Origin of the sequence: Micromonospora sp. NPDC005686, from assembly GCF_042871665.1 — a bacterium.
GTDB lineage: Bacteria > Actinomycetota > Actinomycetes > Mycobacteriales > Micromonosporaceae > Micromonospora.
Genome location: NZ_JBIAIY010000005.1, coordinates 249,466 through 273,884 on the forward strand (window position 1 = coordinate 249,466; position 24,419 = coordinate 273,884).

22 protein-coding genes are annotated in these 24,419 nt (G+C 72.6%); 7 read left to right on the forward strand and 15 right to left on the reverse strand.

What is annotated here, in order from left to right; all coding sequences use genetic code 11:
* Window positions 1–68: 68 nt before the first annotated feature.
* Genes ACFYON_RS14370 through ACFYON_RS14380 form a run of 3 tightly spaced genes read right to left on the reverse strand, consistent with a single transcriptional unit; the run spans window position 69 to window position 3,329 of the window.
* Entirely contained in the window at window positions 69–1,433 is a 1,365-nt protein-coding gene (locus ACFYON_RS14370; protein ID WP_354865676.1) for a glutamine synthetase family protein, read from the reverse strand.
* Between the two features lie 46 nt (window positions 1,434–1,479).
* Window positions 1,480–2,175: a response regulator transcription factor gene (locus tag ACFYON_RS14375; RefSeq protein ID WP_354865678.1), complete on the reverse strand. Its 696-nt coding sequence runs from the start codon at window positions 2,173–2,175 to the stop codon at window positions 1,480–1,482.
* On the reverse strand, window positions 2,163–3,329 hold the full coding sequence (locus ACFYON_RS14380; RefSeq protein WP_354865680.1) for a histidine kinase: 1,167 nt from the start codon (window positions 3,327–3,329) through the stop codon (window positions 2,163–2,165). Before ACFYON_RS14380 ends, ACFYON_RS14375 begins: the two co-directional genes overlap by 13 nt.
* Before the next feature lie 173 nt (window positions 3,330–3,502).
* Here ACFYON_RS14380 and ACFYON_RS14385 point away from each other — a divergent pair, with 173 nt between their 5' ends.
* A complete protein-coding gene (locus ACFYON_RS14385; protein WP_354865682.1) occupies window positions 3,503–4,693 on the forward strand; it encodes a serine hydrolase domain-containing protein in 1,191 nt (396 codons plus the stop codon).
* A gap of 347 nt (window positions 4,694–5,040) precedes the next feature.
* Here ACFYON_RS14385 and ACFYON_RS14390 read toward each other — a convergent pair whose 3' ends face one another.
* Complete coding sequence (locus tag ACFYON_RS14390) at window positions 5,041–5,289, reverse strand: flavin reductase (RefSeq protein ID WP_184683135.1); 249 nt, start codon at window positions 5,287–5,289, stop codon at window positions 5,041–5,043.
* Window positions 5,289–5,435, reverse strand: a complete 147-nt coding sequence (locus ACFYON_RS14395; protein ID WP_260412869.1) for a hypothetical protein — start codon at window positions 5,433–5,435, stop codon at window positions 5,289–5,291. Before ACFYON_RS14395 ends, ACFYON_RS14390 begins: the two co-directional genes overlap by 1 nt.
* 555 nt (window positions 5,436–5,990) lie before the next feature.
* Between ACFYON_RS14395 and ACFYON_RS14400 the strand changes: the two genes are divergently transcribed.
* A complete protein-coding gene (locus ACFYON_RS14400) occupies window positions 5,991–6,791 on the forward strand; it encodes a helix-turn-helix transcriptional regulator (protein WP_013474421.1) in 801 nt (266 codons plus the stop codon).
* A complete protein-coding gene (locus ACFYON_RS14405; RefSeq protein ID WP_184683131.1) occupies window positions 6,782–6,976 on the forward strand; it encodes a DUF397 domain-containing protein in 195 nt (64 codons plus the stop codon). Before ACFYON_RS14400 ends, ACFYON_RS14405 begins: the two co-directional genes overlap by 10 nt.
* Before the next feature lie 39 nt (window positions 6,977–7,015).
* Here ACFYON_RS14405 and ACFYON_RS14410 read toward each other — a convergent pair whose 3' ends face one another.
* From ACFYON_RS14410 to pcaF, 6 genes are all read right to left on the reverse strand, one after another.
* Window positions 7,016–7,393 (reverse strand): nuclear transport factor 2 family protein, encoded by a 378-nt coding sequence (locus tag ACFYON_RS14410; protein ID WP_354865689.1) that lies wholly within the window; start codon window positions 7,391–7,393, stop codon window positions 7,016–7,018.
* A 29-nt stretch (window positions 7,394–7,422) separates the two neighbouring features.
* Entirely contained in the window at window positions 7,423–8,997 is a 1,575-nt protein-coding gene (locus ACFYON_RS14415) for an amino acid permease (RefSeq protein ID WP_354865691.1), read from the reverse strand.
* A 262-nt stretch (window positions 8,998–9,259) separates the two neighbouring features.
* Window positions 9,260–9,760: a DUF456 domain-containing protein gene (locus ACFYON_RS14420; protein ID WP_355094556.1), complete on the reverse strand. Its 501-nt coding sequence runs from the start codon at window positions 9,758–9,760 to the stop codon at window positions 9,260–9,262.
* A gap of 9 nt (window positions 9,761–9,769) precedes the next feature.
* A complete protein-coding gene (locus ACFYON_RS14425) occupies window positions 9,770–11,920 on the reverse strand; it encodes an EAL domain-containing protein (RefSeq protein WP_354865695.1) in 2,151 nt (716 codons plus the stop codon).
* Window positions 11,921–11,924: 4 nt separating this feature from the next.
* Window positions 11,925–12,743, reverse strand: a complete 819-nt coding sequence (locus ACFYON_RS14430; RefSeq protein WP_354865697.1) for an SAM-dependent methyltransferase — start codon at window positions 12,741–12,743, stop codon at window positions 11,925–11,927.
* A 114-nt stretch (window positions 12,744–12,857) separates the two neighbouring features.
* Window positions 12,858–14,063 carry a 3-oxoadipyl-CoA thiolase gene (gene pcaF / locus ACFYON_RS14435; RefSeq protein ID WP_355094554.1) on the reverse strand — a complete coding sequence of 402 codons (1,206 nt, stop codon included), beginning with the start codon at window positions 14,061–14,063 and terminating at the stop codon, window positions 12,858–12,860.
* Window positions 14,064–14,161: 98 nt separating this feature from the next.
* Between pcaF and ACFYON_RS14440 the strand changes: the two genes are divergently transcribed.
* The 4 genes from ACFYON_RS14440 to ACFYON_RS14455 all read left to right on the forward strand — a co-directional run bounded on the left by ACFYON_RS14440 (window position 14,162) and on the right by ACFYON_RS14455 (window position 18,339).
* Window positions 14,162–15,127 (forward strand): glutathione S-transferase C-terminal domain-containing protein, encoded by a 966-nt coding sequence (locus tag ACFYON_RS14440; protein WP_354865701.1) that lies wholly within the window; start codon window positions 14,162–14,164, stop codon window positions 15,125–15,127.
* Window positions 15,120–15,788 (forward strand): DUF998 domain-containing protein, encoded by a 669-nt coding sequence (locus tag ACFYON_RS14445; RefSeq protein WP_354865702.1) that lies wholly within the window; start codon window positions 15,120–15,122, stop codon window positions 15,786–15,788. Before ACFYON_RS14440 ends, ACFYON_RS14445 begins: the two co-directional genes overlap by 8 nt.
* Window positions 15,789–15,924: 136 nt before the next feature.
* Entirely contained in the window at window positions 15,925–17,205 is a 1,281-nt protein-coding gene (locus ACFYON_RS14450) for a dicarboxylate/amino acid:cation symporter (protein ID WP_354866012.1), read from the forward strand.
* A 66-nt stretch (window positions 17,206–17,271) separates the two neighbouring features.
* Window positions 17,272–18,339, forward strand: a complete 1,068-nt coding sequence (locus ACFYON_RS14455; RefSeq protein WP_354865704.1) for an NADH:flavin oxidoreductase/NADH oxidase — start codon at window positions 17,272–17,274, stop codon at window positions 18,337–18,339.
* 20 nt (window positions 18,340–18,359) lie between these two features.
* Here ACFYON_RS14455 and ACFYON_RS14460 read toward each other — a convergent pair whose 3' ends face one another.
* From ACFYON_RS14460 to ACFYON_RS14475, 4 genes are all read right to left on the reverse strand, one after another.
* Window positions 18,360–21,845 carry an ABC transporter ATP-binding protein gene (locus tag ACFYON_RS14460; RefSeq protein WP_354865706.1) on the reverse strand — a complete coding sequence of 1,162 codons (3,486 nt, stop codon included), beginning with the start codon at window positions 21,843–21,845 and terminating at the stop codon, window positions 18,360–18,362.
* A gap of 89 nt (window positions 21,846–21,934) precedes the next feature.
* Window positions 21,935–22,192: a hypothetical protein gene (locus ACFYON_RS14465; RefSeq protein WP_354865708.1), complete on the reverse strand. Its 258-nt coding sequence runs from the start codon at window positions 22,190–22,192 to the stop codon at window positions 21,935–21,937.
* Between the two features lie 22 nt (window positions 22,193–22,214).
* The gene (locus ACFYON_RS14470; protein WP_387320801.1) at window positions 22,215–23,054 is read right to left on the reverse strand and encodes a GNAT family N-acetyltransferase; all 840 of its coding nucleotides are present in this window, start codon (window positions 23,052–23,054) and stop codon (window positions 22,215–22,217) included.
* A 55-nt stretch (window positions 23,055–23,109) separates the two neighbouring features.
* Window positions 23,110–24,336, reverse strand: a complete 1,227-nt coding sequence (locus ACFYON_RS14475) for an MFS transporter (protein ID WP_354865712.1) — start codon at window positions 24,334–24,336, stop codon at window positions 23,110–23,112.
* Window positions 24,337–24,419: the final 83 nt, after the last annotated feature.

Sequence of the window (24,419 nt, forward strand, 5' to 3'; positions counted from 1 at the left end):
CTGCAAGTACAAGATCGCCGGGACCGAGGTCGAGGGCTGGGGCGCACCGGAGAGGGAGCGGCGCGGCGTCAGAGGCGTTCGAAGCCACGGGTCAGCTCCCAGTCCGTCACCGCGGCGTCGAAGGCGGTCAGCTCTACCTTCGCCTGGTTGGCGTAGTGGTCGGCCACCTCGTCGCCGAACGCCTCCCGGGCCACGGCCGAGCGCTGCCACAGGTCCAGCGCCTCGCGCAGCGTGGTCGGCACCCGCTCGGCTTCCGGGTCGTCGTACGCGTTGCCGGTGCACTCGTCGGCCAGCTCCAGCTCGTTCTCGATGCCGTGCACCGCCCCGGCCACCAGCGCGGCGATCGCCAGGTACGGGTTCACGTCGGCTCCCGGCACCCGGTTCTCCACCCGCATCCCCTGCCCGTGCCCGACCAGCCGCAGCGCGCAGGTGCGGTTGTCGGTGCCCCAGCGCAACGCGGTCGGCGCGAACGAGCCGGGCTGGTAGCGCTTGTAGGAATTGATGTTCGGCGCGAAGAACAGGCTGAACTCGCGCATGGTGGCCAGCAGACCGGCCAGCACCCGCTGCCCGGTGACGCTCAGGTGCGCCGGCCCGTCCCCCAGCATCGCCGACGAGCCGGAGGCGTCGCGCAGCGAGAAGTGGATGTGGCAGGAGTTGCCCTCCCGCTCGTTCGGCTTGGCCATGAACGTGATCGCCATGCCCTCCTGGGCGGCGATCTCCTTCGCGCCGTTCTTGTAGATGACGTGGTGGTCGGCGCAGCGCACCGCCTCGTCGTACCGGAACGCGATCTCGTGCTGGCCGAGGTTGCACTCGCCCTTCGCGCTCTCCGGGGTGAGCCCGGCGCCGGCCATCTCGGTGCGGATGCGGCGCAGCAGCGGCTCGACCCGGGCGGTGCCGAGCAGCGAGTAGTCGACGTTGTACTGGTTGGCCGGGGTCAGGTCGCGGTAGCCGCGCCGCCACGCCTCCTCGTACGAGTCGCGGTAGAGCACGAACTCCAGCTCGGTGCCGGCGTACGCGGTCAGCCCGTGCGCGGCCAGCCGGTCGAGCTGTTTACGCAGGATCTGCCGGGGCGAGGCCACCACCGGGCCGGAGCCGTCCAGCCACTCCAGGTCGGCAAGCAACAGCGCGGACCCGGGCTGCCAGGGTGTCCGGCGCAGCGTGTCCAGGTCCGGGCGCATGGCGAAGTCGCCGTAGCCGCGTTCCCAGCTCGACATCGCGTACCCGTCGACGGTGTTCATGTCGACGTCCACGGCGAGCAGGTAGTTGCAGCCCTCGCTGCCGTGCGAGACCACCTGGTCGAGGAAGTAGGGCGCGTGGAACCGCTTGCCCTGCAGTCGCCCCTGCATGTCGGTGAGGGCGAGCACCACCGTGTCGATCTCACCCTCGCCGACCGCGACGCGCAACTGTTCCAGCGTGAGCGGAGTCTTCCTCATCGACGCGCCTCCATCACCAAGGTCTACTGGCAGAACCGGATCACCGTCAATGCCCCCTGCGGCCACCGTCGCAAACGCGATCGGTCGAGGGCGGAAGCCCACCCGCCCCGTTGAGGTAGGTGAGAACGGCCAGGACGCGGCGGTGGCCGCTGTCGGTCACGGCGAGGCCCAGCTTGGTGAAGATGTTGCCGATGTGCTTGTGCACGCCGTTGTCGGTGATGACGAGCCGGTCGGCGATGGTGGTGTTGTCGTGTCCCTGGGCCATCAGCGCGAGCACCTCGCGTTCGCGGGGCGTGAGGACGGCGATGGGGTCCCGGCGGCGGGCGAGGAGTTGGGCGATGACCTCGGTGTCCATGGCGGTGCCACCGGCGGCCACCCGGCGCAGCGCGTCGACGAACTCGTCAACCCGGCTGACCCGATCCTTGAGGAGGTAGCCGACACCGCCGCCGGTGGTGGCAAGGAGTTCCGCGGCGTACTGCTGCTCGACGTACTGCGACAGCACCAGGACCGGCAGGTCGGGATGCTGTCGACGGGCCGTCAGGGCGGCCCGGATGCCCTCGTCGCGGAACGACGGCGGCAACCGGACATCGACTATGGCGACGTCCGGCCGGTGGTCCCGCACGGCGGTGAGGAAGCCCGCCGCGTCGCCCGCGATGGCGGCGGTGTCGAATCCGACGCTGTTGAGCAGCAGTTTCAGCCCGGTGGCCAGCAGCACGTTGTCTTCGGCGATCACGACCTGCACGGCAGCTCCATGGTGATCGTCGTCGGCCCGCCGGCCGGGCTGTCGACGTCGACGGCCCCGTCGAGCGCGAGCACCCGGCGACGGATTCCAGCCAGGCCGGTGCCGCCCCGGTCGTCGGCGCCGCCGACGCCGTTGTCGGTGATCGCCACCGACAACCGGTCGGCCCTGCGGATCACCGTGATGCCGGCCGCGGTCGCCCGGCTGTGCTTGGTGACGTTGGTGAGCGCCTCGGCGACGGCGAAGTAGACGACGGCCTCCACGGCCGCCGGTACGGTGTCGAGGTCGCCGACGTCCAGCCGGGTCGGCACGCCGCAGCGGGCCGTCACCGCGGTCAACGCACCGGTCAGGCCGCGGTCGGCGAGGATCGGCGGGTAGACGGTGCGGATCACCTCACGGAGTTCGGTCATCGCCTCCTCGGTTCCTTCGTGGGCGTCCCGGAGAAGATCCTCCAGGAGCTGCTCGTTCCGGGGGTTGTCGTACAGCACCCGTCGGGCCACGGCCAGCCGCATGGCGATGGCCACCAGCCGGGCCTGGGTGCCGTCGTGCAGGTCGCGCTCGATCCGGCGCAGCTCCGCGCCGTGCGCGTCGAGCACGTCCGCCCGGGTACGGGTCAACACGGCGACGCGGTCGGCGAGCTGTTCGGCCGTGGAGTGCGACAGCACCGCCAGACAGATCCGGGCGTGCGCGCGGGCGATCGGCGGCAGTGCCAGGTACGCCAGCGCCGCGAGCAGGAGCATCTGTAGGGGCCCGAGGGTGAGAGCCGACGTCCAGCCGGTCACCGGGATGTCGATGAACAGCCGGGGCCGTTCTTCCGGCGCGAACGCCCACCACAGTGGTGTGGCGACCGCGGCAGGCACGAGGTTGCCTACGCACAGCAGCGTGAGCAGGCCGAGCACCGTCCCGGTGAGGGCGTTCACCGGTAGCCAGAGCAGGTCGCGGAGCGTGGCCGGATCGGCCCAGGCCCGGCGGCCCGGCGCGGGCAGGGCGGGACGCGCCGTCAAGGGCGTCCCGAGCAGGCGGCCGGCTCGGCCCCGGTGCCAGTTCGCCCACCTCCGGGCGAGCCTCGGATGGCACAGCAGCGGCAGCGCGAGCAACGTCGCGACTCCGGTGGCCAGTGCCGCCAGCAGGAACACGGCGGCACGCCACACCTGCACCCACCGTCGTCCTGACGTCACAGCATGCCTTTCCGCGTACCGCCGGGGCGGTGTCCCGGCCCGACGCCAAGTCTGCCCGGCGCCTGCCGCCCGGGGCACTACAGGCAGCTGTACCTGAAATCCGGTGGTACGAGGTATCGGCCCGCGTCAACGCCGCTCCTAGCGTCGACGGCATGAGATCGAACAGCAGAAACCCCTCGCTACGACGAGTCGCGTTGGGTGCGGCGGCCGGACTTGTCGCCCTCGGGGTCACGGTCACCGGGCTCGGCCCCGCGGAAGGATCGGCGACCCGTCCGGGCCACCCGGACAGCAGGCTGCAACGGGACACCGACGCGATCCACGCCCTCGGGGTGACCGGCGTCCAAGCCCGGGTGACCGCCCCCCTCGGCCGGCACCTGGTCGCCACCAGCGGCGTCGCCGACCGTGCCACCGGACGCCCGGTGCCACCGACCGGACGCTTCCGGATCGCCAGCACCCGCAAGGCGTTCGAAGCCGTCGTCCTCCTCCAACTGGTCGAGGAGCACCGGCTGTCCCTCGACGACACCGTCGAGCGGTGGCTACCCGGCGTGGTCCGCGGCAACGGCAACGACGGCCACCGGATCACCGTGCGCCACCTCCTGCAGAACACCAGCGGCGTCCACGACGACCTGCCCGGCTACACCACACCCGAGGAATACCTCCAGCAGCGGTACGACGTCTACACACGCGAGCAACTCGTGGCGCGGGCGATGAACCACCGGCCGGACTTCGCGCCCGGAGCGGGCTGGAACTACTCCAACACCGGCTTCGTCCTGGCCGGCATGATCATCGAGCGGGCCACCGGCCGGTCGCTGCGACAGGAGGTCACCGACCGGATCGTCAGTCCGCTCGGCCTGCGCGACACCACCTGGCCCGGGACCTCGCCGTCCCTGCCCCGGCCGCACGCCCGGGCATATCAACTGTTCGAGACCGGTGAGCTGGTGGACGTCACCGAGCAGGTTCTGGTCGACCCGGACTCCATCGTCTCCAGCACCCGGGACCTCGACCGGTTCTTCCGGGCACTGCTGGGCGGCCGGCTGTTGCGCCCCGCACAACTGGCCGAGATGAGACGTACGGTCGGGATCAACGAGGACATCGGCGCGATCTGGCCGGGCGGCCGCTACGGGCTCGGCCTGGTCAGCCGCCCGCTGCCCTGCGGTGGCGTCTACTGGGGCCACGACGGCGGCGACGGCGGCTACATCACCGTCACCGGCGTCAGCGACGACGGCCGGCGCAGCGCCGTCGTGTCCATGTCCGCCTCGCTCGGCGACTCGCTGGACCACCTCCTCGGGCAGCAACGCGGCGCCGACACGCTGATCCAGAACGCGCTGTGCGGCCGGGTGTGACCGGACCAAGCCGCGTGCTGTGAACGAGAGCCCGACCGGCGAGCACGCCGGTCGGGCTCGTTTCGGCGGCAGGCGAGTGCCCAGCTCAGCCGCCGGAGCGGCATGGGCGTAGGCCGTCGAGGACGGCCGCGCCGTACTGCCGCACCTACGCTCCCAGGGCGCCGGCCACATCGTGCAGATGTCGAGCATCGCCGCGGGTGGCGCCCGGCGGCGCGCTCTGGGCCGCGACCAGCAACCGCGACGGCCGCGGCACCCCGACGGCCGGCGACGACCGCATCCTCCGCTTCCCGCTCACCCACCGCCGCCCCACGATCTGACCCCGGGGGTACGCGGACAGCGTCCCCGCGTCAGCCACGAACCCGCGCCCAGGCCAGGAAGCGGCCGTGCAGATCCGGCGCGTGGTCGGGATTCAGCCGGGCGAGGTGTTCCCGCGCTTCGGCCATCAGCCCGCCGAGATAGAGAAGCAGCGCGGTGCGGTTCTCCCGGTACTCGACGAGCAGCGACAGCCGGGCCGGCTGGCAGGGCCACTCCGCCCCGCAGTTGCGGCACCGCCAGAGCGGGCGCATAGGCAGGTGCGGAACCACGCGCCGGCCCATCACCGCAGCCGACGGGCGATCGCACGCGCCTCGTCGTCGGTGAGCGGAAGGAACCAGAAGAACCGCCTGACGATCTCGGGCGGTTCCGGCCCCTCGACGCGGCCACGCAGATCCCGGATCGCGCCGCGTACGAGGAACGCCATCATCCGGATGAGCGCAGCCGGATCGAGCTGATCTCGCGGAATGCGACGCAGGGTGGGACACGGCCACGGCTCCCGACAGCGCTCGCATTCCCAGTCCGGCTGGTACCCGACGTGCCCGATGGCGCTGAGGACACCGACCAGAGCCGTCACCAACGGCCCCCGTTCGCCCGCCACTCCTGCGCCCGTGTCAGACGACCGGGGCTGCCCGGGCGAACCGTGGGAAACACCCGGGTCGGCTCGCGCATCCACGCCGGCAGGTTGCTGCCGGGGTCGCGCTTCGGCAGGGTGGACAGCTCCCGGGTACGGCACCGGAACCATCGGACACGCACATCGGCCTCCTCGTTGTATGGAGGGGGCCGCCCGGCATCGTCGGGACCGGGCGGCCCCGGGCTGGAATCCGCCCGTGCTCGCCTGCGACGAGCGGATCCGCATGCGTGACAGTCTGGTGAGGACACCGCTACGGTCGGAAGGCATCGAGCCTGGTCACGGCGCACGAGTGAAGCACCGGGCCGGCCGGCAGATGTCGAATGAAGTTCACGCACGGACTGTGGAGGAACTGTGGAGGAACCGACCGCCGAGTTGATCCGTGCGCAGCTCCGCCGACTACGGAACGTTGCCGGTCTCAATCAGGAGGAATTCGGCCGGTTGGTCCACTACTCGCCGTCAATGGTGTCCGCCGTCGAAACCGGCAGCCGTCCGTACGACCGGCTCTTCTTGGCTCGTGCCGACGAGGTGCTGAACTCCGGCGGCCTGCTGGTGTCCCTGCTCAAGATGGCCGAACGCGAGGGCTTGCCGTCCTGGCTCCGACCATGGCTCGATGCCGAACGCAACGCTCGACAGCTTCGGTGCTTCCACCCGACTCTCATTCCAGCCCTGCTTCAGACGGAGAACTACGCCCGAGCGGTGATTCGCTGTGACGACCTACTCAGCGATGCCGACGTGGAGAGCCGCGTGGCAGCCCGTATGGATCGCCAGGAAGTCCTGCGGCAGCCATCTCCGCCCCAGCTCATCGCTGTACTCGACGAGGGAATGCTGCACCGCCGCGAAGAGAGCTTCCGCGGCCTGATGGCTCAGCAGATCGAGCACCTGGTCGTCTGTGCCGAGCGCCCGCACATCAGTATCCACGTGCTTCCACTACAGGTCGGGTTGCACATCGGCTTGTCCGGTCCGTTCACTCTGGCGAGAGGCGCGGAGGGCGGTTGGGTCGCCAGTATGGAATGCCAGCTCACCACGAGCGTGATCGACGGCGACGCCGACGTGGCTACGCTTCAGTCGAGATGGGAGATGATCCGGAGTGAAGCTTTGCCCCGCCGGCAGTCTCTCGAACTTCTGAAAGAGGTGGAGACGTCATGGATTTGAGCGGCGCGACCTGGCGAAAGGCGACCCGGAGCGGCAACACCGACTGCGTCGAGGTGGCTGACAACCTGACGGAAGTGGTGCTGGTACGCGACAGCAAGGACCGCGACGGCGCCACCCTCCACCTCACCCCGTCCTCGTGGCGGTCCTTCATCGCACTGGCCAAGCAGATCGGGCCTGCGACCTGACCGACAAGCCGTCGCCGAGATCTCCGGACGGCCCAATACTCACATCGGCTGGACCCAGGCGGCTCGCCACTGGGGGGACGGGTCCGCCCCGAGGCTGGTCCAGTACTCCCGGCCCTCGGCGATCCTCCCGTCGCGCACGGTCCAGAACGAGGCGACCCGGAACACACCCACCCCCTCGTGCGGCACCTCCACCTCGGACACGACCGTGTCGCCCGCCGCCACCACCCGCAGCACCCGGATCGACCAGCCCTCCGGGTACTCGGCGTTGATCCTCACGTAGTCGTCCCGGCCCACGATCCGCTCGGCGCTGACCGGCCACTCCACCACCACGTCCTCGGCCAGCAGCTCGCCGACGCCGGTCCAGTCCCGGGCCTGCATGCGCTCCCACAGCGTGCGTACCACCGCATCCGTCTCCATCGCCGGATCATGGCAGTACCCACCGACAGCTACGACGGCTCGGCGGGTTCCGGCTCCGGTTCGGACTGCTCGACGGTGCGGCGCGGGCCGGTGAACCACTTGCGGGCAGAGGCGTACCACCAGATGCCGACGGCGAGCAGCACGCCGCCGATCGCGATGGGCGCGTAGTTGACAGCCGTCCAGCTGAAGTCGGGGTTGCCGGGCACGCCGGCCGGGACGATCGGCAGCACGAAGTAGATCGAGATGACGGCGATCTCGACCACCGCGATCCAGCCGAGCAGCTTGTAGCGGCGGCCGAGCGTCCACGGGCCGGGGGTGAACCGGTCGCCCATCCGCAGCCGGAGGAAGATCGGGATGATGAAGGACAGGTACAGCCCGATCACCGCCACCGACACCACCGCGTAGAACGCCACCGGGATGCCGCCGCGCTGGTAGAGCGCGGGCAGCGTGAGCACCAGCCCGGCCAGCGTCGCCCCGATGATGGCCTTGACCGGCGTGCCGTTGCGATCGACGGTCGACCAGAGCCGCCAGCCCGGCACCGCCCGGTCGCGGCTGAACGCGTACGCCATCCGCGACATCGACGTCACGCAGCTCATCCCGCAGAAGAACTGCCCGATGGTGGAGATGATGATGACGGCCTTGAAGAAGAACGGCGTCAGCGCGGTCTCGAAGATGGCCCCGGAGAAGCCGCCCGCCTCGTTTATCGCGTCCACGTCGGTCGCCGCGAACAGGAACGCCAGCAGCAGGATCCAGCCGCCCACCGCCGAGTAGAAGATCGACCGCCACAGCCCTTGCGCGGCGGCCTTGGAGGCGCCGCGCGTCTCCTCGGAGACGTGCGCGCAGGCGTCGAAACCGGTGATCGTGTACTGCGTCAGCAGGAAGCCCAGCGGCAGCACGTAGAACCAGAACGCCAGCCCGCCGGTGTCGCCGTCACCGAAGCCGGAGTTGTTGAACCGCTCGGTGAAGACGAACCGGAAGCTCTGGTGGTCGTCCGGGACCAGGACCAGGATCAGCACCACGACGGCCGCGCCGGCCACGTGCCACCAGACCGAGACGTTCTGGAGTACGTCGATGACGCGGTGCCCGTAGATGTTGATCAGCCCGTGCAGCGCGAGGATCACCACGAACAGCCCGAACGTCTGGTGCCCGGTGCCGGCCCAGCCGTCGAAGAGCGCCGACAGCGTCAGGTTGAGGAACGTGGCGCAGCCGTAGTCGACAGACGCGGTCACCGCGACCAGCCCGATCAGGTTGAGCCAGCCGGTGAACCAGCCGTGCACCGGCCGGCCCATGGTCGCCGCCCACCAGTAGATTCCGCCCGCCGTCGGGTACGCCGACACCAGCTCGGCCATGCAGAGCCCGATGATCAGGATGAACAGCGAGATCAGCGGCCAGCCCCAGGAGATCGCCACCGGGCCGCCGTTGTTCCACGCCTGGCCGAACGTGGTGAAGCAGCCGGCCAGGATCGAGATGATGGAGAACGAGATCGCGAAGTTGGAGAAGCCGCTCCACTTGCGGCGCAGCTCCTGTTTGTAGCCGAGTTCGGCGAGTCGCCGGGCGTCGTCGTCCATCGGCTGCTCGGCGGTCGGCGCGGGCGTCGTGGCCACTGCACACCTCCTCGAGGCGATGCTCGTGCGAGTGCTCGCAGTGTGCTCCCGGCCGATCAAGCCGGTCAATACGTACTCCCGTAATTACGTTGTGGCCGGATTCCACCGCGGGCATCATTGTGGGCGTGACCAGGCCCGACCCGACGGGCCGGCACCGGGCGCTCGGCAACGTCCGGTCCGCGGCGGCGCGCGGTGTCCACCTCTCTCTCACTGATGTACGGCGATCGGCCGTACCCTCCGGACACCCCGCGCCGCCGCACCTCTAGACGAACAGCAACCCCGCGACCCACAGCGCGGCGATCATCAGGCCGGCGGTGAGCTCCAGGACCATCGACAGGCCGGCCGCCTTGAGCGCCTGCACGGTGGCCGGCCAGGCCAGGCGGGTGTCGCCGAGCCGCAGCCGCTCGGCGCCGAAGATCCCGCCGACGAAGCCGATCGGCAGCCCGACCACCGGGATGACGAAGAACCCGATCACGCCGAGCAGCCCGCCCGCCAGCAACGACATGGCGGGCACCCCGGTCCGCTTCAGGTTGCGGCCGGGCCAGAGGTACTTGAGCACGGTGCCGCCGGCGGCGATCACGGTGGCGCCGGCGAGCACCACCCAGCGGCCCGGCCCGGCGTCGCCGAACAGCGTCCACACCAGCACGCCGCCCCAGCACAACGGCAGCGCCGGCAGCCCCGGCACCACCACCCCGGCCAGGCCGGCGACGATCGCCAGCGCGGCGACCACGGACACCACGGCCTGCGCATCGGTGAGGCTCACGGTGCTCCCTTACCCACCCAGGCGGGCGCGGATGCCGTCGGCGGGCATGGGGGCGCCGAACAGCCGGCCCTGCCCGGTGTCGCAGCGCAGCGCCCGCAGCCGTTCGGCCTGCACCTCGGTCTCCACCGCCTCGGCCGTCACCGACAGCTCCAGCGCGTGCGCCAGCCGGACCAGCGCGTCCACGATCCGCTCGTCCCGGTGGTCGGCGACCTCGTCCCCGCCGTCACCCCTTATCCCCTCGACGAACGGGCCCGCCAGCTTCACGCAGTGGATCGGCAGCCGCCGCAGGTACGCCAGGTTCGAGTAGCCGGTGCCGAAGTCGTCGATGGCCAGCCGCAGCCCGAGGCCGGCGAGCTGGTGCAGCGTGCGCAGCGGCTCACCGGCGCTGCCCATGACGGCGCTCTCGGTCAGCTCCAGCTGCAACAGCTCGGCGGGCAGGCCGGTGTGCTGCAACGCCTCGGCAACCGTCTCCACGATGGTCGGGTCGTCGGCCTGCCGGGCGGCCAGGTTGACGCTGACCACCGGTGTGGTGTCCGGGTACGCGCGCCGCCACGACTCGGCGTCGCGGCACGCCTGGCGCAGCACCCAGGCGCCGAGCCGGACGATCAGCCCGGTCTCCTCGGCCAGCCCGATGAACCGGTCCGGCCCGATCAGCCCCAGCTCCGGGTGCTGCCAGCGCACCAGCGCCTCGACCGCCACCATCGTGCCATCCAGCAGCGACACGATCGGCTGGTAGTGCAGCACGAACTCGCCCCGGTCCAGCGCGGCGGGCAGGTTGGCGGCCAGCGCGGAGCGGGCGATGTCGGCGGCGCTGCGCTCCGGGTCGTACACCGCCCAGCGCCCCCGGCCCTCCGCCTTGGCCCAGTAGAGCGTGGTGTCGGCGGCCTTCATCAGCTCACCGGCGCTGGTCTCGGCCGTCGGGCAGTCCACGATGCCGATGCTGGCCGACACGGCGAGCTGCTGGTCGCCGACGTGCACCGGCGCCGAGACGGCGGCCAGGGCCAGCTCGGCGACCTCGACCGCGTCGTCGATGCCGCCGTCGGAGTCGACCAGGATGACGAACTCGTCGCCGCCCATCCGGGCCACCAGGTGGCCACGCCCGGCCACGCAGTCGCTGAGCCGGCGGGCGATCACCTTGAGCAGCCGGTCGCCCAGGTCGTGACCGAGGCTGTCGTTCACCGCCTTGAAGCCGTCCAGGTCGATGAAGCAGAGCCCGACGCGCTGGTCCGGGCCCGCGGCGTCGAAGACCGCGCCCAGCTCCTCGAAGAACAGCGTCCGGTTGGGCAGGCCGGTCAGCGGGTCGTGCAGCGCCTGGAAGCGCAGCCGCTGCTGCAACTCGTACCGCTCGGTGATGTCCTCCACCATCGCCACCGTGAACCGGGGCCGGCCGTCGTCGTGCCGGACGAGCGAGACCGCGAGGTCGGTCCAGACCACGCTGCCGTCCTTGCGGTAGTAGCGCTTCTCCACCCGGGCGCTGTCCCGCTTGCCCTCGATCAGCTCCTGGTACAGCTCCCACATCCCGGCCGCGTCGTCGGCATAGGCCAACGCCGACACGTTCATCCGCCGCATCTCCGCGACGGTGTAGCCGAGCATGTCCGCGAAGGACTGGTTGACCTCGATGATCTGCCCGTCGACCCCGGCGATGCCGATGCCGATGACGGCGCCCGTGAAGACCGCCCGGAAGCGGGCCTCGCTGTCCCGCAGCGCCTGCTCGACGGTGTCCCGGGCCTGCCAGGCGGACCGGGCGATCCGCTCCTGCTGGCTGAACACCCGGTCGCGCAGCGCGCGGGCGAATCCGGCGGCGAACGCGCCCTGGAGCAGAGCGATCCGCTCGCGCAGCTCGGGCGACTCCGTCCGCGACGGCAGCACCCACTGCAGGAACCGGTCACCGAGCGCCTGCACCGACCAGTCGAGCACGCCGGGCTCGGTGAGATGCGCCTCGACCAGGGCACGCCCCACCTCCTCCGCCGGGCAGGCGGAGAAGGTGGGGGCGAGCAGGGCCTCGCCGAGCCGCTCGGTGAGCGGCACCAGCAGGCGCTCGGTCTCGGCTGCGCTCAGCGGCACGAACCCGATGCGGCGCACCGCGCGAGCCCACTCGGCGGCGTACGCGGCGGCGCCGGGCCGGCTGACGTCTCCCCCGTCGCTGTCCGGGGCGCGCACGGGCTCAGCCGTCGGCGCGGTCGTGCCGGGCCACGCCGCCGAAGGCGCCGAACCGCTCCGGGTGCTCGTCCACGTCCGACGGCGCGTCGGGCCGCCACAGCGGCATGTGCACCACGCCCGGTTCGAGGATCGTCCAGTCGCCGAAGAAGCCGGTGATCTCGGCCCGCGAGCGCAGCGTGATCTCGGTGGCGGTACGCGCCGACAACCGCTGCGCGTCCAGCATCTCCTGCGGCTGATCCTCGAACGTGGAGTGGGAGATGACCAGGTAGCTGCCGGGCGCGGCGGCGGCGCGCAGCGTGGCCAGGATGTCGGCCGGGCGGTCGGCGTCCGGCACGAAGTGCACCACGCCGGCGAGCAGGATGCCCAGCGGCCGGTCGAAGTCGATCAGGCCGCTGGCGCGGGCGTGCTCCAGGATCAGCTTCGGCTCGCGCAGGTCGGCCAGGACCGCCGTGGCCCGGTCGTTGCCGGCGAGCAGCTCGTGGCTGTGCGCCACGGCGACCGGGTCGATGTCCACGTAGACGATGCGGGCGTCCGGGTCGGCGGCCTGGGCGACCTCGTGCACGTTGCCCACGGTGGGGATGCCGGAGCCGATGTCGAGGAACTGGTCGATGCCGGCGTCGAGCAGCACCCGTACGGCCCGGCGCAGGAACTCCCGCCCGGAGCGCATGGTGGCGGCCAGGTTCGGCGTCATGGCCGCGATCTGTTCGGCGAGCTGCCGGTCGATCTCGAAGTTGTGCGCCCCACCGAGGAAGTAGTCGTAGACCCGGGCGGCGCTCGGCCGGGTCAGGTCGATCTCGGTGGGCAGGCTCTCCGGCGTCTGCATCGCTCGGTCCCCCAGGTCGTCGTCCGCCGTCGATGGCGGATCATGTGGTCCAGACCACTCTAGGCCGGTACGGCCAGGTACGGGAGATCCACTGGAGGCGATGCTGCGCCGCTGTCAGGCGTCCGACTCCAGCAGCAGCGAGATGCCCTGTCCGACGCCGACGCACATGGTCGCCAGCGCCCGCCGGCCGCCCCGGCGGCGCAGCTCCAGCGCGGCGGTCAACGCCAGCCGGGCGCCGCTGGCGCCGAGCGGGTGACCGAGCGCGATCGCCCCGCCGCCCGGGTTGACGTGCTCGGCGTCCTCCGGCAGGCCCAGCTCGCGCAGCACCGCCACCGACTGCGCGGCGAACGCCTCGTTCAGCTCGATCACGTCCACGTCGGCCAGCGACAGGCCGGCGCGGTCGAGCAGCTTCCGGGTCGCCGGGACGGGCCCGATGCCCATGATCCGTGGCGGTACGCCGGCCGACGCGGCGCCGCGTACCCGGGCCAGCGGGGTGAGGCCGTAGCGTTCGACGGCGGCCGCGGAGGCGACGAGCAGCGCGGCGGCGCCGTCGTTGACGCCGGAGGAGTTGCCGGCGGTCACCGTGCCGCCCTCGCGGAACGGGGTGGGCAGCGCGGCCAGCTTCGCAAGCGTCGTCTCGCGCGGGTGCTCGTCGGCCTCGACCAGCTTCGTCTCGCGCTTGCCGGCCGGCACCGTCACCGGGACGATCTCCTCGGCCAGCCGGCCGTCGGCCTGCGCCCTGGCGGCCCGCTGCTGCGACCGGTACGCGAAGGCGTCCTGCGCGGCCCGGTCCACGCCGAACTCGGCCGCCACGTTCTCCGCCGTCTCCGGCATCGAGTCGACGCCCCAGCCCTTGCGCATCAGCGGGTTGACCAGCCGCCAGCCGATGGTGGTGTCGTACACCTCGGCGGTCCGGGCAAACGGCGTGGCCGCCTTCGGCATGACGAACGGCGCGCGGCTCATGCTCTCCACGCCGCCGGCCACCACCAGGTCGGCATCTCCGGCGACGATCGCGCGGGCGGCGCAGGCGAGCGCGTCCAGACCGGAGCCGCAGAGCCGGTTGACGGTGCTGCCCGGCACCTCGTCGGGCAGGCCGCCGAGCAGCGCGGCCATCCGGGCCACGTTGCGGTTGTCCTCGCCGGCCTGGTTGGCGCAGCCCAGGATCACGTCGTCGGTACGCGCCCAGTCGACCGAGGGGTGGCGGGCCACCAGCTCGCGGATGACGTGCGCGGCCAGGTCGTCCGGACGGACCCCGGCCAGGGCGCCGGCGTACCGGCCGATCGGGGTGCGGACTCCGGCAACGAGATAGGCCACTGACATCGCGCGTACGTCCTTCGGGGGTGGGAAGGGGTCGGTCGGCGGGTCGCGGGGGTACCCGGCGCCAGGATATCCGTGACCGGAGCGGATAGGTTTGCCGCATGTCCGGGGCCCAGTTCAGCGCAGAGACAAGCGGCGGCGGCGCGTTCGTCCGCCAGCCCAACCGGTTCACCGGCCGGGTCACCCCGCACTCCACGTCACCGGAGGGCGGCGGGCCGGACGAACAGGGGCGCTGGCCGCTGGAAGCCGGCCGCTACCGGCTGATCTGGTGCCGGGCCTGCCCGTGGGCGCACCGGGCCCGGATCGTGCGCGGCCTGCTCGGCCTGGACGAGGTGATCTCGCTGGGCACCGTCGACCCGATCCGGGACGAGCGGGGCTGGCGGTTCGCGCTCGACCCGGACGGCTTCGATCCGGTGCTCGGCATCGGCTTCCTGTCCGAGGCGTACCTGTCCACCGACCCGGAATACACCGGCCGGGTGACGGTGCCGGCGCTCGTGGACACGCTCACCGGACGGGTGGTCACGAACGACTATCCGCAGCTCACGCTGGACTTCTCCACCGAGTGGCGGCGGTTCCACGCGCCGGACGCGCCGGATCTGTACCCGGTCGAGTTGCGCCCGGAGATGGACGCGCTGATGGCGGAGATCCACCGGGACGTCAACAACGGCGTCTACCGGTGCGGCTTCGCCACCTCTCAGGAGGCGTACGACGAGGCGTTCACCACGCTGTTCGCCCGCCTCGACGCGCTGAGCGAGCGGCTGTCCGGTCGGCGCTACCTGATGGGCGACGCGATCACCGAGGCGGACGTGCGCCTGTTCACCACGCTGGTGCGCTTCGACGTGGCATACCACGGCCACTTCAAGTGCAACCAGCGCAAGCTCACCGAGATGCCGGTGCTGTGGGCGTACGCGCGGGACCTGTTCCAGACGCCGGGCTTCGGCGAGACGGTGGACTTCGACCACATCAAGCGGCACTACTACGCCACCCACGACATGATCAACCCGACCCGGATCGTGCCGCTGAGTCCGGATCTGTCCGGCTGGACCACCCCGCACGGACGTGGCTGAGGACACCGGCCGCCGGATCGCCGCCGCGTTCGCCGCCGTCTGCCTGGCCGCCGGCGTGACAGCGGTGACGATCACGGTGGTCGTCGGCCCCGTTCCCGGCCCCGCCGCGTACGTCAGTGAAGCCGGTGTCACCGACAGCGGGTACGCCGGGGCGTACCGGATCGGGATCTTCTCGGTGGCCGCGTCGCTGCTGCTGCTCGCCGGGGCGCTGCCGCCGGGGGTGCGGGCGGCGGCCGGGCTGCTCGGCGTCGGCGCGGTCGCCACGGTGCTCTCCGGCGCCGTCACGTGCAGCGAGGGCTGCCCGCTGCCGCCGTTCGAGGCGACCACGGTGGCCGACCTGGTGCATGGCGGTGCGAGCATCGCGGCGACCGCCGCGGTGGTGCTCGCCATGCTGGCGCTGCTGTTCTCCCCGGCGGCGGACGTGGGGCTGCGGCGGATCGCCGCGGTCGGCGCGGCGGTGGCGCTGCCGGTGGCCGCCGTGGTAGCGGCGGCACTGCTCCTGGTCGGGCGCAGCGCGCTGCTCGGGGTGTCGGAACGGGTGCTGCTGGTCGTGGTCGCCGCCTGGGGACTGGTCACCGCCGGTTACCTGGCTGTAAGGAGCCTCACCGGCGACGGTCCTTCCGTTCCCACCCAGGACGGGAGTAACGTGTCGCGACGATGACCAATGTCTGGTGCCTCACCGAGCGCCTGTACGTCGATCTGCGACGGCAGGCCAGCGGCGTCTGTCCGGCGTAGCTCCACGCCCTGACGCCCGCCTTCCCTCTCCAGACCCTGGACCCGTCCTCATGACCTCCGCCCTGCGCAGAATTCCCTTCTCCGTCCAGATCCTGCTCGGCCTCGTGCTGGGCGTGGCGCTCGGTTTCCTCGCCCGCGCCGCCGACCTCGCCTGGCTGACCAGCACGCTCGACACCGTCGGCGGCCTCTTCGTCCAGTTGCTCAAGCTCGCCGTGCCGCCGCTGGTCTTCACCGCCATCGTGGTCAGCGTGGTGAGCCTGCGCGGCGTCGCCAACGCCGCCCGGCTCGCCGTCAAGACGCTGCTCTGGTTCGCCGTCACCGCGCTCATCGCGGTGAGCATCGGCATCGGTCTCGGCCTGCTCACCGACCCCGGCCGGGGCGTGAACCTGGACCCGGCCGGCGCCACCGCGCCGAAGACCACCGGCTCCTGGATCGACTTCCTCACCGGCATCGTGCCGACCAACCCGGTCGGCGCGTTCGTCGAGGGCAACGTCCTGCAGATCGTCTTCCTCGCCCTGGTGGTGGGCGCCGCCGCGCTGCTGGTCGGCGACGCCGCCGAGCCGTTCGTGGCGCTCAACCGCTCGCTGCTGTCGATCGTGCAGAAGGCGCTCTGGTGGGTCATCCGGCTCGCCCCGATCGGCACGCTCGGCCTGATCGGCAACGCCGTCGCCTCGTACGGCTGGGACCTGCTCGCCCCGCTCGCGAAGTTCACCACAGCCGTCTACGTCGGCTGCGCGCTGGTGCTGTTCGTGGTCTACCCGGTGCTGCTGGCGGTGGCCGGCAAGCTCAACCCGCTGCGCTTCTTCGCCGGCGCCTGGCCCGCCATCGAGCTGGCCTTCGTCTCCCGCTCCTCGGTGGGCACCATGCCGGTGACCCAGCGCTCGGTCGAGCGCCTCGGCGTCCCCCGCGAGTACGCCTCCTTCGCGGTGCCGTTCGGCGCCACCACGAAGATGGACGGCTGCGCCGCCATCTACCCGGCGCTCGCCGCGATCTTCGTGGCGCAGGTGTTCGGTGTGAACCTCGGCGTCACCGACTACCTGCTGATCGCGTTCGTCTCGGTGGTCGGCTCGGCCGCCACCGCCGGCCTGACCGGCGCGATCGTCATGCTGACGCTGACCCTGAGCACGCTGGGCCTGCCGCTGGCCGGGGCGGGCCTGCTGCTGGCCATCGACCCGATCCTGGACATGATCCGCACCGCCACCAACGTGGCCGGGCAGGCGGTGGTGCCGACCATCGTGGCCGCCCGGGAGGGCACGCTCGACCGGGCCGCGTACGACTCGGCCGGCAAGCGCGACCTGATCGAGCCCGCCGAGACCGAGCGGCTCGACCCCGTACCCGCCTGATCCACACTCCTTCGGGTGCGTCTCCCACCGGAGGCGCACCCGAAGCCATGACCGGAGGATCCGAGAATGAGCGCCCTGTTCACCCCGCTGGCCCTGCGCGGCGTCACCCTGCCCAACCGGATCGCGCTGGCGCCCATGTGCCAGTACAGCGCCGGGCCCGACGGCCTGCCCACCGACTGGCACCGCGTCCACCTGGGTTCCCGCGCGGTCGGCGGCGCCGGCCTGGTGATCACCGAGGCGACAGCCGTGGTGCCCGAGGGCCGGATCAGCCCGCAGGACACCGGGCTCTGGTCCGGCGCGCACGTCGACGCGTGGCGGCCGATCACCGCCTTCGTCGCCGGCCACGGCGCGGTCCCGGCCGTGCAGCTCGCGCACGCCGGGTTCAAGGCGTCCACGTACCGGCCGTGGGCGTCGGCGCGCGGCGGCGTGCCGGACGCCGAGGGCGGCTGGACCCCGGTCGGGCCGGGTGACCAGCCGTTCGTGCCGGAGTACCGCACGCCGACCGCGCTGGACGAGGCGGGCATCGCCGCGGTGGTGGACGCCTTCGCCACCGCCGCCGGGCGGGCGCTGGACGCCGGGTTCGCCGCCGTGGAGATCCACGCCGCCCACGGCTACCTGCTGCACGAGTTCCTCTCCCCGCTGACCAACCGGCGCACCGACGGCTACGGCGGCGACCGCGCCGCCCGGATGCGGCTCACGCTGGAGGTGGCCCGCGCGGTACGCGCCGCGGTGGGCGAGTCGGTGCCGGTGCTGACCCGGATCTCCGCGACCGACTGGACCGACGACGGCTGGACCGTCGAGGACAGCGTGGTGCTCGCCGGGGAACTGGCCGCCGCCGGTGTCGACCTGGTGGACACCTCCTCCGGAGGCGCGGCGGTCCAGGCGTCCATCCCGGTCGGACCCGGCTACCAGGTGCCGCTGGCGGCCCGGATCCGCCGCGACGCCGGAGTGCCGACCGGCGCGGTGGGCCTGATCGTCGAGCCCGAGCAGGCCGAGCAGATCGTGGCCGGCGGCGAGGCGGACCTGGTGCTGCTGGGCAGGGAACTGCTGCGCGACCCGTACTGGCCGCACCGCGCCGCCGCCAAGCTCGGCGCCACCCCCACCTGGCCCAACCCGTACACCCGGGCGCTCTGACCGCCCGGAGGCCCGGGCGGTCAGCCGGCCAGGTGGTTCCAGCGGGGTTCCAGGTCGGCCCAGGTGCCCTGGTCGGCGACGGTGCCGTCGATCAGCACCACCACGTGGTCGGCCCGGACCAGCGCGGCCCGCTTGGCGGTCGAGCCGACCACGGTCACCCCGTACTCGCGCAGCGCCGCCCACAACGCCAGCTCCGTGCTGACGTCCAGCGCCGACGACACGTCGTCGGCCACCAGCAGCTCGGTACGCGGAGCGAGCGCGCGGGCCAGCGCCAGCCGCTGGAGCTGGCCGCCGGACAGCCGGGTGCCCTTGTGCCCGATCAGCAGCCCGAGCCCGCCACCGGCCGCGGCCAGGTCGTGTTCGAGCTGCGCGGTCGAGACCGCCCCGGCGGCGTCCACCTGATGGCCGAGCGCGATGTTGTCGGCCACCGTGCCGGAGAGCACCCGGGGCAACTGGCCCACGTACCCGACCTGGTTGGGACGCAGGAACATCTCCGGCTCGGTGACCGGGTCGCCGTTCCAGCGCAGCTCGCCGACGTGGTGCACGATCCCGGCGAGCGCGCGCAGCAGCGACGACTTGCCGGACCCGACCGGGCCGACGACGAGCACCAGCTGCCCGCGCTCGACCACCAGGTCGACGTCGCGGACGGCGAGCATGCCGTCGGAGTGCAGCGCGCCGAAGCCGGACAGCTCCAGGCGGCGCAGCGGGTGCCGGGGCGGCGGCTCGGGCGCGGGCGCGGTGCCCGCCACCAGGTCCAGCCCGGGCACCGGCGCCGCGTACACGGCCGCGCCGGTCATCGCCACCGTCCGCTTCGTCCACACCCGCGCCGACGGGTACTGCGAGACCAGTGACGCGGTGGTCCACGCGAACCAGCGGGCCGCGCCCAGGGTGGAGACGGCCACCAGCGTGGCGCCGGCGGACAGCCCGCCTGTCAGATAGAGCGCCCACGCGCCGATCGGCAGCAGGCCGCTGGCGACCGCTGGGGTGGACCGGGCCCACACCTGCATGGCGATCTCGCGGCGCTGCCGCTCGCTGCGTACCTCGTCCAGCCGGGCGAGGTGACGCAGCACCGGGCGGGTGGCGCCGGCCAGCTTCACCGTCCGGGCGGCGGACAGCGCGGAGACCAGCGCGGTGGCGAACGCGGCGCGCGCCTTCACCGTGCCGGCCGCGGTGCGTTCCAGCCGGGGCCCGAACAGCGTCGCCGCCAGCCCGGAGACCACCATCGTGCCGACGAAGAACAACGCCGGTACGAGACTGCCGGTCACCAGCGTCATGGTGACCACGATGACCAGCGAGATGAACTGGTCCATCAGGTTGTCGGCGAGGTGCACCACCCGGTCGGTGTCGCCGCCCTGGGCCACCACCTCGGCCGGGGTGTGCCCGCTGACCCGTCGCGCGCCGGTCTGCCCGTGCACCAGCCGGGCGCTGATCCGCAGCATCTGCCGGATCCACCACTGCGGGAACCACAGGTTGGTCAGGTACGGCAGCGGCAGCACCACGAGCAGCGCGGCCACGATGCCCAGCGCCGGCAGCCACGGGTCGCCGCCGCCGACCAGGTCGGCCCAGAGCCAGGGCAGCACCGCGCCGTCCATCCCGAGCACCGTCATCACGATGAACAGGCCGACCGAGATCAGGCCGTACCGGGGGTCGTTGAAGCCCAGCCGGAGGATCTCGCGCATGGTCCGCGCGGGGGGCGGGGGCGGCGCCGGTGGCGGGTCGGCGCGCGGCACGGCGACCGGCCGCGTCGCGGTGGCGGCCGGCGTGGCGGGCGCGTCGTCCCAGGCGGGCGCGTCGAGCAGGTCCACGCCGCCGCGCCGGGTGCCCACCCCGGAGTACGCACCGGCGTGGCTGGTGGCGAGTAGCTCGGCGAAGCGGGCGGACTCGCGCAGCGGACCGGCCTCCAGCACGGCCCCGTCGGCCATCACCACCACCTCGTCGCAGCGGCGCACCGAGGAGAGCCGGTGCGCGATGACGATGCCGATCCGGTCGGTGAGCAGCCTTTCGGTGGCCTCGCGTACCCGGTTCTCGGTGACCGGGTCGAGCCGCGCGGTGGCCTCGTCGAGGATCACCACGTGCGGGTCTCGGACCAGGATGCGGGCGAACGCGACGAGCTGTTCCTGCCCGGCGGAGAGCACGTAGCCGCCGTCGCCGAGCCGGGTGTGCACGCCGTCGGGCAGCTCGGCGATCCAGGCGGTCAGGCCCAGCTCGGCCAGCGCCCGTTCGGCGGCGTCCAGCAGCTCCGGGTCGAACAGCGCCACGTTCTCGGCCATCGTGCCGGCCAGGATCTCGGTGCGCTGCGGCACCACCGCGATCCACCGGCGCAGCTCCTCGACGTCCAGGTCGACCAGGTCGGTGCCGCCGAGGAAGACCGTGCCGCGCGGCACCTCCACCGCCCGGGTGAGCACCTTGGCCAGCGTCGACTTGCCCGAGCCGGTACGCCCGACCAGCGCGTACGAGCGGCCCCGGACGAAGTCGAGGTGCACGTCGCGCAGCGCCGGCCCACGGTCGTCCCCGCCAGCCGGGTAGCGGTAGGTGAGCCCGCGGACGGTCAGGTCGCCGTCGACAGGGGCGGCCCCGCCGTCCGGTTCCTGTGGCGACCCGGCGAGCAGTTGCACCCGGCCCCACGCGCCGAACGCCTGCTGCAGGTGCGGCACCCAGCGGGCGATGTGCTCGACCGTCGCGCCGAACGCGATGGTCAGCAGCCAGATCGCGGTGAGCCGGGCGGCGTCGACGCGGCCGGTGGCGAGCGCCCACGCGCCGCCCAGCACCACACCGGCGACGCCGACCCGGACCGCGCCGGCGGCGATCGAGGTGACCCGGGCGGAGAGCCGGAACACCCGGACGCACCGGGCGATCACCTCGGCCGCGCGGCGGGCGTAGAGGCGCAGCACGTACGGCCGGGCGAGGCTGGTGCGCACGTCGTCCTGCCCGTGCACCGCCTCCTCCATCACTGCCGCGAGGTCGGACCACGCCTCCTCCTCGGCCATCCGGGCCGGGGCGATCCGGGCGGTCGGGCGGCGCAGCGTCACCGCGAGCAGGGCGGTGAGCAGGATCATGCCGACGCCCGCGGGCCACCAGACGATGAGGGCGCTGACCGCCGAGAGGGCGCAGACCGCGAGGCCCTGCGCCAGCCGTACGCCGGTGTTCCGCATCTCGGCGGCTACCTGGTAGACGTCGTTGTCGATCCGGTCGAGCAGTTCGCCGACCGGTGTGGTCTCCAGGGTGGACAGGTCCTGGCCGAGCGCGACCCGGCAGAGCCGCCGCCGCACGTCGGCCGACCAGTCGGCGGTGAGCCGGGCCATGATCAGGCCGATCAGCAGGTCGGTGACGACAGCGGCGACGAGCGCCACCGCGAGCACGACGAACCAGCCGGACGAGCGGTGCACCAGCACCGGCCCGGCCAGCGCGGAGGCCGCCGCCTGACCACCGGCGCCCAGCACGATCAGCAGCAGGACCGCCGCCATCCGCCGGGGCGCCGTGGCCCAGAGATCTCGGAGCAGGCGCATGGAGGTCCTCCGGACTCGGATCGGTGGGGGCGGTGCCCTCAGCCTCACCCTTCCGGCGGCCCGGAATCAACCGAATTACCGACCGCTGGTCAGGTCCGGGCGACCCGCCGGACGATGCCGAGCAGCCAGTCCACCGCCACCACCAGCCCGACGCCGAACAGCGCCGAACTCGCGGTACGCACGTCCAGACGGACCAGTGCGCCGAGCGCGTCCAGCGGCGGCAGCCCGTCGACGGCGGCCCGGAAGTCGGCGCTCAGCAGGCCGATGCCGTGCCGCAGCAGCTCCTCGAACAGGACGGTCCTGGACTGAAAGAAGCCCTGTTCGGCGATGAGGTCGACCGCCGCCACGAACCTCTGGCGGGGGTGATCCTCAGAACAGCACTGTGGCGAGCGCGCCCACCGGGCGGAAGCCGCAGCGCTCGTAGACCCGCCGGGCGGGCAGGTTGAAGTCGTTGACGTAGAGGCTCACGGTGGGCGCGATCCGGTCCAGCGCGTCCCGGACCACGGCGGCCATCGCCGCGGTGGCGATGCCCCGGCCGCGCCACTCCGGCGCCACCCAGACGCCCTGCACCTGCGCGGTCCGGCGGGTCACCACGGCCAGCTCGGCCTTGAAGACCACCCGCCCGTCGACGAAGCGGGCGTAGGCGCGGCCGGCGCGGACCAGCTCGGTCACCCGCCGCCGGTAGCCGAGCCCACCGTCCTCGGCCAGCGGCGACACCCCGACCTCCTCGGTGTACATCGCCACCGCCGCCGGGAACAGCCGGTCGACCTCGGTGCCGCGCACCCGGCGCACGTGCGGGTCGGGCGCCACGGCCGGCAACGCGTCCGTGGCCAGCAGCGGCTGATTCGGGCGTACGTCCCGAGCCGGCCCCCAGTGCGCGGAGAGGCGGTCCCAGAGCCCGAGCACCGCGTCGGCGCGGCCCACTATCGAGGAACAGAGCCGGTCCTCGGCGCTCAACTGGTCGGCGAACGCGGTCACCGCCGACTCGGACGCGAGCACCGGGGTCAGGTTGCCGCCCAGCCAGCAGATCGACTCCAGGTTGCGGCGGGCGCCGTACCCGAGGATCCGCGCCTCCGCCCGCCACCAGGCCAGCCCGCGTGCCGACACCCGCTCGGCGACCTGCGCGCCGGCGTACGGGTCGAGATCGAGCAGCCGCTCGACCGCGCGGCGCTCCGACTCCCCCAGTTGGCGTACCGGCATCGTGAGCACGGTTACCAGCCTGCCAGATCCACCCCGGCACACGCGGGCCGACCGGGTACCCCGCTCAGGCAGCCGGCACCGGCAGCGGCTCGGGCGCGGCCGGCCGGGTCCGGGCGGCCCACCGCACCACCGGCGGCACCAGCGCGCCGAGCAGCAGGAACACCACGCCGATCACCAGCCAGCCGGGTACGCCCCACCCGATCGCCAGCGTGGTCACCACCACCGGGGCGACCATCGAACCGAGTTGCATGCCCATGCCGTACGCGCCCTGGTACTGGCCGTGCGCGTGCGCCGGGGCCAGGCCGAAGGAGATGCCCCAGCCGGCCGCCGCGTGCCACAGCTCCCCCACGACGTGCACCAGCGCACCGGCCAGCAGCAGCGGCACCGCCACCGCCACCGGTACGCCGCCGCCGGCCGCGAACAGCGCGCAGGCGACAGCCAGCAGGACGCCGGCCCGGCGGGCGGCCCGGCCCGCGCCGGTCAGGTCCTCGGTGCCGCGCGAGGCGCGGACCTGGAACAGGATCACCACCACCGTGTTGACGAGCAGGCAGACGGAGATGAGCCAGTTCGGCGCCGTGGTGTGCCCGGCGATCCACAGCGGCAGGGCGATGTTGATCAGCGAGAAGTGCATGGACATGAGCCCGTCCAGCACGGTGAAGGCGAGGAACGGGCGGTCCCGCAGCGCGATCAGCCGTGGTCCGTGCGCCGGGGCGGGCATCGGGGGCACCGGCGGGAGCCGCAGCAGCACCGCCGCGGCGAGCACATAGGTGGCGGCGTCGAGCAGGATCAGCGTGACGTACGCGCCGCGGGTGTCGGCGGCCAGCGCGAACCCGGCCAGAACCGTGCCCACCGAGATCCCGACGTTCGTGACCGCGCGCAGGTAGGCGCGGGTGCGCACCCGCTGGTCGGGTGGGACGGCGCCGGCGATCAACGCGCCCCGGGCACCCCGCGTGCCCGCGTCGGCGACCGCCATCAGCACACCGACGAGCAGGAAGCCGGTGAACGAGCGCACCGCGACCAGGGCGGCGGTGCACCCGGACGAGGCGAGCAGCGCGGCCATCTGGAGCCCGCGCGGGCCGAGACGGTCGGCGAGGTAGCCCATCGGCGTGCTCGCCAGCAGGCTGACCAGTCCGGTGAGGGTGAGCGCCACACCGACCTGGGCCACCGTGAGCCCGACCGACCGGGTCAGGAACAGCGCGCTGGCGGTGAGCCACGTGCCCCGCCCCACCGTGTTGACGAGGGTGGAGAGGGCGAGGGTCCGGGACGGGCCCGGTTCGGGGAGCAGGCGCACCCCGACACCCTAGCGAGACGTACGTACGGTTTGCAGCCGGATTTCCTCACCATCTTGTCGGCGATGCATTGCCGATATATCGT

Coding starts and splice junctions, on each gene's coding strand:
- ACFYON_RS14370 (WP_354865676.1), bottom strand. CDS start 1,433: ATGAGGAAGACTCCGCTCACGCTGGAACAGTTGCGCGTCGCGGTCGGC.
- ACFYON_RS14460 (WP_354865706.1), bottom strand. CDS start 21,845: ATGCGCCTGCTCCGAGATCTCTGGGCCACGGCGCCCCGGCGGATGGCG.
- ACFYON_RS14385 (WP_354865682.1), top strand. CDS start 3,503: ATGAGATCGAACAGCAGAAACCCCTCGCTACGACGAGTCGCGTTGGGT.
- ACFYON_RS14430 (WP_354865697.1), bottom strand. CDS start 12,743: ATGCAGACGCCGGAGAGCCTGCCCACCGAGATCGACCTGACCCGGCCG.
- ACFYON_RS14440 (WP_354865701.1), top strand. CDS start 14,162: ATGTCCGGGGCCCAGTTCAGCGCAGAGACAAGCGGCGGCGGCGCGTTC.
- ACFYON_RS14390 (WP_184683135.1), bottom strand. CDS start 5,289: ATGGGCCGGCGCGTGGTTCCGCACCTGCCTATGCGCCCGCTCTGGCGG.
- ACFYON_RS14395 (WP_260412869.1), bottom strand. CDS start 5,435: ATGATGGCGTTCCTCGTACGCGGCGCGATCCGGGATCTGCGTGGCCGC.
- ACFYON_RS14455 (WP_354865704.1), top strand. CDS start 17,272: ATGAGCGCCCTGTTCACCCCGCTGGCCCTGCGCGGCGTCACCCTGCCC.
- pcaF (WP_355094554.1), bottom strand. CDS start 14,063: ATGTCAGTGGCCTATCTCGTTGCCGGAGTCCGCACCCCGATCGGCCGG.
- ACFYON_RS14410 (WP_354865689.1), bottom strand. CDS start 7,393: ATGGAGACGGATGCGGTGGTACGCACGCTGTGGGAGCGCATGCAGGCC.
- ACFYON_RS14405 (WP_184683131.1), top strand. CDS start 6,782: ATGGATTTGAGCGGCGCGACCTGGCGAAAGGCGACCCGGAGCGGCAAC.